The 1,358-nt window shown below is 48.5% G+C and carries 3 protein-coding genes and 1 pseudogene; all 4 read right to left on the bottom strand.

Annotated elements, in window-relative coordinates:
- Positions 1-77 precede the first annotated feature (77 nt).
- A complete protein-coding gene (locus tag BBW68_RS06385; protein ID WP_070134482.1) occupies positions 78-452 on the bottom strand; it encodes a type II toxin-antitoxin system death-on-curing family toxin in 375 nt (124 codons plus the stop codon).
- Positions 449-673, bottom strand: coding sequence for a type II toxin-antitoxin system Phd/YefM family antitoxin (locus BBW68_RS06380; protein WP_070134481.1), 225 nt, complete (start codon positions 671-673; stop codon positions 449-451). The genes BBW68_RS06385 and BBW68_RS06380 overlap by 4 nt, the downstream gene beginning before the upstream one ends.
- 301 nt (positions 674-974) lie before the next feature.
- Positions 975-1,181, bottom strand: coding sequence for a hypothetical protein (locus BBW68_RS19120; RefSeq protein WP_222563068.1), 207 nt, complete (start codon positions 1,179-1,181; stop codon positions 975-977).
- A gap of 19 nt (positions 1,182-1,200) precedes the next feature.
- Positions 1,201-1,358 (bottom strand): annotated as a pseudogene (locus BBW68_RS20575) (IS91 family transposase); the annotation flags it as partial.

The following is a 1,358-nucleotide window of genomic DNA, read 5'->3' as shown; positions in this document are numbered from 1 at the left end:
AACTTTGAGTCTTCCAGTAAGGTGGATCAAGGTAGAACAAGGAAGCGGGTTGGGTTGATCGTTACAGTGGCTAGGTTCTAATTTATGAGCCTCTTCAGCTCTTGCGCTACAGTATGCACATCATGAATTCCCTGCGCCGCTTCTACCACAAAGTCAGCGAAACCCTCTATCGGAATTATTGGTGCGCTATTCATATCCAGAAATACCATCGCTGATGCAACGGAAGTTCTTTTGTTTGCATCATTGAAGCCATGCCCTCGAGCTATTGAAAGCAGCAGCGACGCAGCCAGCACAAACAAATCACTTTCACCCTGGTATGCATGAAGGTTTTCAACGCGGGCCACCATTCCTTCAACAAGACCAATATCTCTGTATCCTGCCAGCCCGCCATAAGACTCCAACTGACAATCGTGAATGGCTATGACCTGCTCAACAGATAAGAAAAAAATCATTTATCTGCAAGTTCCCTGAACAAGGCCTGATTCTTTGGCTTGCCCATCACCCGGGCAAGAGACGCATCAAATTTAGCCTGCTGTAACTCTGCAAACTGTTCCGCAGTGATGACCACCATATCAGGCGCGGAACGGCGGGTAATCGTCACAGGCTGATTGACGGCGGTATCCAGTACACTGGAAAATTTCTGACGAACATCGGAAAAGGTCAAAGTAATCATCGTTGGCTCCTTAAGCTGTCTCAAATCAATATCAGCTTAATTGTACAACTCAACCAACAGTAAAGCCAGTTCAAGCCGATATAATGTCGTAAAAAATCCCCCCGGAGTGGGCTACTGATCAAATGTCAGGGTTTTTAATTTACCGAATAGGTGCTATCTCTTACCGATCGCAGAAAGAATATCAGCCTCTTCCAGCGTCAATGTGGCTTTCCTGTGGAAGATGAGAACACATATCACCCCAGAAAGCGCCCAAACAGCCCTCATCCGAGAAGATAAGGAACCGCCAAAAGTTATGACTAAGTCAGTGTTCATGGTTAGGAGATTGAATCGCCTCTTCTGAGAGCGCCCAACCATGAATGTCAGAACGAACTATCCCTTTGATGCGGCGCTCGTGCGTAGGTTTAAGTATGAAAATGCAGTTTTTGTCGTGTTTTTGACCGGAAAGCCATTTTTCAGGCACACTAATCCGGCTCAGGCATCCGCAACCATCGCTTTTTCTCCATTCCACGCAACCTTTCCGACAGTCATGCCATCGCCTGCGTTCCTGCCTCAGCGCCGGCAAAACGCAGTCGGCCCTTGCACAGGATGCACTGGTACGGGTCGGTACCCAGGAAGCCCTTCATCAGCACCGCGAATCCCGGCTTCTCCGGCTTTTTCCGCGGCGTCATCTCGAGCGCTTCGTAGA

Source organism: Candidatus Erwinia dacicola (assembly GCF_001756855.1).
GTDB classification, from domain to species: domain Bacteria; phylum Pseudomonadota; class Gammaproteobacteria; order Enterobacterales; family Enterobacteriaceae; genus Erwinia; species Erwinia dacicola.
The sequence above is the reverse complement of the archived record's forward strand: the minus strand, read 5'-3'. Positions and strand labels throughout refer to the sequence as shown.